This window comes from Nautilia sp. (assembly GCF_053994455.1).
Genome location: NZ_JBMYAU010000021.1, coordinates 51215 through 58594, shown reverse-complemented (window position 1 = coordinate 58594; position 7380 = coordinate 51215). Strand labels below are relative to the sequence as shown.

7 protein-coding genes are annotated in these 7380 nt (G+C 23.3%); all 7 read right to left on the bottom strand.

Translation table 11 applies throughout. The features are described 5' to 3' along the window. Nucleotides 1-842, bottom strand: an 842-nt coding sequence (locus ACXJIE_RS01570; RefSeq protein WP_456479223.1) for an IS256 family transposase, incomplete at its 3' end; no start/stop codon positions are given. A gap of 50 nt (nt 843-892) precedes the next feature. Further along, nucleotides 893-2563 (bottom strand): hypothetical protein, encoded by a 1671-nt coding sequence (locus ACXJIE_RS01565; RefSeq protein ID WP_456479222.1) that lies wholly within the window; start codon nt 2561-2563, stop codon nt 893-895. Continuing rightward, nucleotides 2560-3483, bottom strand: coding sequence for an McrB family protein (locus tag ACXJIE_RS01560; protein ID WP_456479221.1), 924 nt, complete (start codon nt 3481-3483; stop codon nt 2560-2562). Before ACXJIE_RS01560 ends, ACXJIE_RS01565 begins: the two co-directional genes overlap by 4 nt. Nucleotides 3484-3496: 13 nt before the next feature. Continuing rightward, nucleotides 3497-4132: a hypothetical protein gene (locus ACXJIE_RS01555; RefSeq protein ID WP_456479220.1), complete on the bottom strand. Its 636-nt coding sequence runs from the start codon at nt 4130-4132 to the stop codon at nt 3497-3499. Further along, nucleotides 4133-5239: a DNA methyltransferase gene (locus tag ACXJIE_RS01550; RefSeq protein ID WP_456479219.1), complete on the bottom strand. Its 1107-nt coding sequence runs from the start codon at nt 5237-5239 to the stop codon at nt 4133-4135. It lies immediately after the preceding gene. Nucleotides 5240-5249: 10 nt separating this feature from the next. Then, nucleotides 5250-6473 (bottom strand): TniQ family protein, encoded by a 1224-nt coding sequence (locus ACXJIE_RS01545; protein ID WP_456479218.1) that lies wholly within the window; start codon nt 6471-6473, stop codon nt 5250-5252. Continuing rightward, nucleotides 6463-7374, bottom strand: coding sequence for a TniB family NTP-binding protein (locus ACXJIE_RS01540; RefSeq protein ID WP_456479217.1), 912 nt, complete (start codon nt 7372-7374; stop codon nt 6463-6465). The genes ACXJIE_RS01545 and ACXJIE_RS01540 overlap by 11 nt, the downstream gene beginning before the upstream one ends. Between the last annotated feature and the right edge of the window lie 6 nt (nt 7375-7380).

Genomic DNA, 7380 nt, shown 5'->3' with positions numbered 1-7380 from the left:
GATTTTAAATCTTTAGCTATTTCTCTTCTGTCTTTGTAAGACACAAATTTAAGTGAATTTCTTATTTGATGAACCACACATTTTTGAATTTCAGCTTTGGGATATACAGCTTTTATAGCTTCGTTAAATCCGTTTAATCCGTCTATTGAAAATATTAAAACATCATCCACGCCTCTGTTTTTTATTTCATTAATAATTGAAAGCCAATACTTGGAAGTTTCGTTTTCTTCCGCTATCCATATGCCTAAAATGTCTTTTTTGCCTTCAAGGTTAATTCCGAGCATTATATAACAGGCTGTATTTTTTATAGCTCTTTCGATTTTTATTTTTAATACGGTAGCATCCATAAAAATAATGGGATATATCGGCTCTAAGGGTCTGTTCTGCCATTCTATCGCTTTTTCAAGTATCTTTTCTGTTATATTTGAAATTGTTTCAGTTGAGAGTTCATATCCGTATAAATCGTCAAGATGGTGTTGTATATCTTTTACGCTCATTCCTTTTGCATATAATGATAAAATCAAATCTTCCGTCCCATCTAATAGTCTTTGTCTCTTTTTTACTAACTTTGGCTCAAACGTTGAATTTCTGTCCCTTGGAATATTTACTTCTACTTCTCCGTATTTGGATTTCAGACTTTTTTTACTGTATCCGTTCCTGTAATTATCGGTATCTGATTTTTCATTCTTTTCATAGCCCAAATGGGAAGTAAGTTCACCTTGAGTTGCAGCTTCAATCATCTCTTTGATTAATACTTTCAGTTCGTTTTCAAGTTCTTCTATTGTTAGCGGATTTCCTGATTCAAGTCTTCTTTTGTATTCTTCAAGATTCAAAATTCCCATGTGTAAATCCTTTCAATATTATTTTTTATTTTAACAACTTATTTCAGGATTTACACAGTTTTATTGATGGGGCCTTCTAATACAAAAATATCAAAATTAGTATCTTTTAATATATTCAAAATTTTTATATTATTGGTATTTTTTTCCAAGGCAACAAAGAGTGTATTATTAATACTTATCATTTTTCCTATTAGTAACTTAAAGTATTTATTTACAAATACTTCAAGTTCTTTTTTATTTGAAAAAGTTTTTTTATAAAAAGCATATTTTTTATTTAAAAATTTAATTATTTCGTCTCTAAACATTTTTTTATAATATTTTTTAAATTTATCTAAAGAATGTTTATTATAAGTTATATAAGAATAGATTACAAATAAAAAATTAATGGAATAAAAAAATACAAATAGAGTATCTCTATCAAATAATCTATTTTCAAAATGGTAAATACAAAAAGGTTTTTCTGATTTTTTTATTAAGTAAATTTCTTTATAAGAAAAAGTTTCAAAATTAATGTGCCCTTCTATAAAAAAGTTAGGGGTTATATTATAACCTTCTGTTAAAGAGTCACGATAAAAAACATTATCATCTATGTTCTTATTATTATTGTTTAAAAGATTAATATTGTATTGAATTACATTTTTTGCGTAAGTAACTTGTTTGTATAGATTATATGTGCTATATTTAGTAGTTTCTTTATAATATTTTGAATCTCCAATGTAATATATTTGTTCATTTTTATTTTTAATAATTGAATGATATTTAAATATATGGTCTATTATTTTTCCATCTTGTTGATATTTTAATACTTCTAAATCTTCAGGTAATTCATCCGAAAATAATTTGTCTATCATATCTTCAAAAACTATATTATAATTTTTTATTATTATGAATTCTTTATGTTTTTTGTTTATATTATTAAATTCTATATGTGAATAATAAGAATATAATAAATTATATAATTTTTTAAAAATATCTGAAAAATAATTATTTTTAATTTTTTTTAGATTTTTTACAGGATTTTTTTTAAAAGATTGGAAAAAATTTTTATTTTGATTTAGAATTTGCTCTAACGATGAACTAAATAATATTTTAAAATTGTAAAGCTTACTAATTTCGCTTAAAGTAAATAAGTATATAATTATTAATTCTGAATTTAAAGTTTTAGAAAAATTTTTTTTATAATGTATTGTATAAATAGGAGTATCATCCACAATGATTGGTTGTGTTTTTTTTATAGTTTTATTCCAATTAATTTTGCCTTTTTTACTTTCTTTTAATTCTAATATAAAAATATTTTTATTTTTTTTGTAAAAATCAAATAAGCTTAAAATGATATCAAAAAAAGATATATTATTTTTATTACCAATAATTGAAGATTCTAATAATGGATAATTATAAAAATTAAATTTTTTCTTTGTTCTTTGTTTAAATTCAATTAAACTTTTGTAAAAAATAAAAATAAATTCAGTTAATAATTTTTTAGTGTTTAAATCTAAATTAAAATTAATTAAATTACCAATTTCATATTTACCTAAAAATTTATTTTCTTTAATAAAAACTTTTGGTAGTATGAATATAGGCTTTTTAATTTCAAAATTATAATAATAGCCACAATAGTCAATTATTACAAATTCTTCATTAATAAGAGTATAAAATTTAGATGGTAAAAATTTTTCAATTGCTTTAAGTTTATATTTAAAATTTTCTATTAATATTATCATATGAATTGATTTGCTTTTAAAAATTCTATTAAAAAATCTTGTGAATGAAAAATTTTTTCAAAAGTTATTAATTCGCCACTTGTGGTTATAAAAATATTATTATCTTCATCTTCATCTTTAAATATTTCTTCCCATAAGTAAAATAAAACTTTGTTTATAAATATATCTTTTTCTATAAAATTGTTTTTTGGCATTATAAACCATACTCCTATTTGTTTATCGACGGTTCCTGTTATTTCTAAAATTTTTTTATTTACTTTTTGGATAAAATTTTTCCAATCAATTTGTATATTATCATCAATTCTTATTTTAATATTATTTGCTTGTGAATAATCTATTGGGATATATTCCCATTCCCATCTTCTTTTAAAAGCACTATCCATAGGAAATAAGGATTGGTCAGATGTGTTCATAGTTGCTAATAAAAATAAATTATTTGGTAATAATATTTTTGAATATATTTCATCGTTTTTTAAATAAATACCATTTTTTAGATAAAATAAATCTCTTATTCTTATTGAATAATCATTATTTTTTAATTTTTCTTTTAAAAAAGTTTGTATTTCATCTGAAACATCAATAAAATATTTAGAAAATCCTAATTCATCTCTATCAAGAAGTTGAAAAATATCTCCAAAAATTTGGGCACAGTTTCCTCTATTTATTTCTTCTATTATCAAAAATACGTTTTTATTTAAATTTTTCCAGGCTTCTATATATGCTTTTAAAAAAACCTGAGGAATGAATTTATATATAGTTTTGTTATCATCGTTCGTAATAGGTTTGTAAGTTCCTATAAAGTCAAAATAACTATATTCAGGATGAAAAGTAGTTATATATTTTTTGTTTCCATATGTTAAATTATTAATTTTATAAGATTTTCCTACTCCTGGAGAGCCATAGAAAATTTTATTATACATTTCTAATCCTTAATTAAATTGATTTATATATCTCAACAATATACTCACTAATAGGTTTATAGTCTGAAATTTTACTTAACTGATAATCAATAAAAAATTTTCTTCCTTTTAAAATACTAGTAATATTATCAATGTTATCAGAATTAATAATTACATTAATAATTAATTTTTTTAATTCTTCAATATTATAATAATCAAAAAATTGTTCATATATATTTTTTTTATTAAAATTGTCTTTTAAAAAAAATAAACAGATTGTTATAAATAGATAACCTCCATATAGATTTTCTTTAAAATCAAAAAAATTATTAGATTTATCTATGATAAAAATCTTCTTTAATACAATTCTTCTAAAAGATTTACATTTTTTGAATAAAATTAAATTATTAGCTGCAATTTTAATAATTTTTTCATTAGGAAAATTTTTAATATAGCAATCTTTATTAAAATATTTTTCAATAAATTCTTTAATTTTATTGGGTAAATTTGGTGTATCTATAAACATACTTGAACCGGCATTAATTGGGTTTTGTGCTTTTTGCCCAAATAATTTATTGTTGTCTATTTCTTTAAAAATCCAAAATTCTTTTGATTCTCTACTTCTTGATAATTGATGTAACCTTTCTTTAGGTATTAAGTTTTTTATCATTTATATTTCCTTGTAAATATAATCAAAATTATACACTTTTTTATCAATATCTTTTCCTTGTTTTAAATTCTCTAATCTTTTTAATGTTATGTCAATAGCATTTTCATTTATATCTGATGTTATACATCTTCTATTAGTTTTTACACATGTAGCAATTGTAGTACCACTTCCTGCGAAAAAATCACCCACTAAATCATTTTCTTTAGTAGTAATTTCAATTAAATATTTTAATAAATCTTCTGGTTTTTTTGAGTCTTTAAAATCACAACCTTCTCCTCCTTCTTTATATATATTTGGGACTATTTCTGTAAAGTCTAAATCATTAGAAGGTAAGATATGTCTTCCAGCAGTTAAAGTTGATTGAAAATATACTCCACTTTTTCTTTTTTCATTTTGTGTTTCAAACCATCTAAAACCTAATCCATTTTTATCTAATCCATATACTTTTATAAGTTTGTTGTTGCCATATTTTCTTAAGTGATTTTCAAAAAACTCTCCAGACCAATTAGCAGTTGCTATTTTCCCAGCTATAATATATCTTCTTAAGTTATCTTTTGATGGTTTATCCTTGTATATTCTATAATTAGAATAAATTTCTATTTTTTTATCTTTAATATATTCAATTTTAGGTTTATCAAATGTTTCTATTTTATAAATAAATTTATCTAGATTAGGTTCTTTATATTCCATATAAAATCTATTACTTTTATCTTTTCTATAAATTAATATATATTCGTATACATCATGAAATGTTGCATTAATCATTAATTGTCTTTTGTTATGTCTTATTTTTACAGGAAATAGTCCTATAAATAATTCTGGAGAAAACACATTATCTATTATATTTTTAAGATTAAATAATTCCATTTGATTTATTGATACACATAAAAATCCATTTTTGTTTAATAATTCATAACTATTATTTATGATATTTTTTATAAAAAAACTCCAATTAGTTAATGCATCTCCATATAGTTTTCTAGCTCCTCTTAATCTTTTCGTATTGTAAGGAGGGTCTAAATAAATAAGATTAAATTTTCCTTTATAATTATTTTTTAGTAAATATGATGTCATTTTGTATGCTTCTGCTTTATATACTTCAAACATTTAAATCCTTTTATGTATTTTTTGAAATCAATTCAACTAACTCAGGTCTTTTTCTTTTATCCATATAAACGCCAAAAACTTCTCTTAAACTGCTCCAATTTACAGGAATATTGTTTTTCTTCATCCACTTAATAGCACTCTTTACCTCATTATAAGGCGGAGAGTAAGGCTGTTTGTAAAACTGCCAAATAATTTCTTCATAAAAGAATGGAGTATTGTATCCTATATCTCTTCTTAGTTCGTAAATAGGAATATTGTTTAATTTAATAAAGGAAATTAAATTTTTTGAGTTTTGCAAAATATCAAATATGGCAGTAAATAATGTTAATGCTTCTTTAATCTCTATAAATTCTTCCATAAATTTACTGCTTGTAAGTTCAATTTTAGCTAAATCAATATTAAGATATTCTAATTCTTTTAGGAGAGTATAATTTTCTCTAAATCCTCTATTATAAATAAGTTTTGCTAACTGTTTTACAATTTTAAAATAAACTATTGAATAATAAACTCTTCCATCAAACTCAAACCAGCCTTTATTTAAAATATCCATCGCTTTTTTAAGCATTTCAACCGATTTGGATTTTTCATTAATTAGTTCAATTTTCGCTTCTTCAAAAACAAATCCACAGTTATAGCAATTAAATTTTTCAATATCATATTTTCTTTTTGTAATAGTCAAAGGCTCTCCGCAGTTAGGACATCTATCAAGCATTATAACACTATGTTCAGGGCAAATATTGTAAAATGCCAATCTCCACTCTTTTTTAAAATAGTTATGTTCTTTTAAACACAAGGGGCAATATTTTAAGCCGTTTAATTTATTATAAGTTCCTCTGATTTTTACAGGAGAGATTAAATTGTTTCTTGTATTATCATAAATAATTTCGGCTAAATATCCCGTATAGCTTTGTAAAGAAGTCTGTTTTAAAATATTTACATCAATACCGCTCCTTGAAGCAAAATCAGTAAAAAATCTATCGTTGTTTAAAACGTCTAAATCCCTGTTTACAAACCAGTTTTTGTATTTTTTAAAGTATTTGTTTATAAAAGTAGAAGTCTGTAAAAAATTAATCGTTGCGTTTCTTGCCAACCAAGAAGTAAATAATTCATTTTTTTCAGGCAATATAAAGTTTCTAATTCTTGTTTTATAAAGCGTTTCTCTAAAATCTTTATTTTTTATTGCTATATTATGCAAGTATCTCACTCTTTCAGGATTGAACTTTCTATATTTCATCGGCATAAGTTCCCTCTCTTTCCCAAGCGGGGATATAGTTTATTTTTTTAATCATACCTCTTTTAATTCTTTCGTCTCCACTTTCTATTGCATATTTTGCTAATAGATATACTATTGTAATTATGTCTCCTATAAGCCCGTCGCTTAATTCCAATATATCTTTTGCTAATTTTTCATCTTCATAAATTAAAGAAGGCTTTTTTAAAGGCAAGACTAATTCTATTGCATATAGTAAAGAAAAATAATCGTCATCATATTCCCAGTTTTTTATTTTAGTCGGCACAAACCTGCTTTTTAACTGATGATCATTATAAACCAGACTTACTCCTTTTGGTGTCCCAACTAATACAATAGGTCTTTTTAGAATATTTGATAAATTTTTGACTCCCGACATAAATTCTTTTTGTTTAGTTATGCTTCCTATAAGTGCATTTTGAATTTCGTCAATTACCAGCATATCAATCTCAAATTTTTCAAAATAGTATTTAATTTTTTCCTCTCTTTCAACTAAAGATTCGCTTTTGCTATAAGGAACGTTTAGATTCATAAATATTGAGTCGTAAAGCTCGTGTATTACGGCTCTGTTTGGTGCTTGAACATACATTACGGGATTTATGTAATATTCAAAATTTTTATCTAATTTCTTTTTGGATTCAATATATTTTAATATCATTTCCGTTTTGCCGTTGTTTGAATTTCCAACTAAAAGCATTGAGCGTATTCTGTTTGTTCTTGGAGCATATAAAAGTTCATCAAGTTTTTTTGTTAATTTTTGATATTTGGTATGTTTAATAAAAGCGGGTCTGTCATTTAGAAATTTTAATCTTTCCTTGTCTTCGGCTTCTAATACCATTTTTCTTATTTTTTCAGGCAGCCTTTCTAAATGTTCTTTTTGTGTCATTTTTTT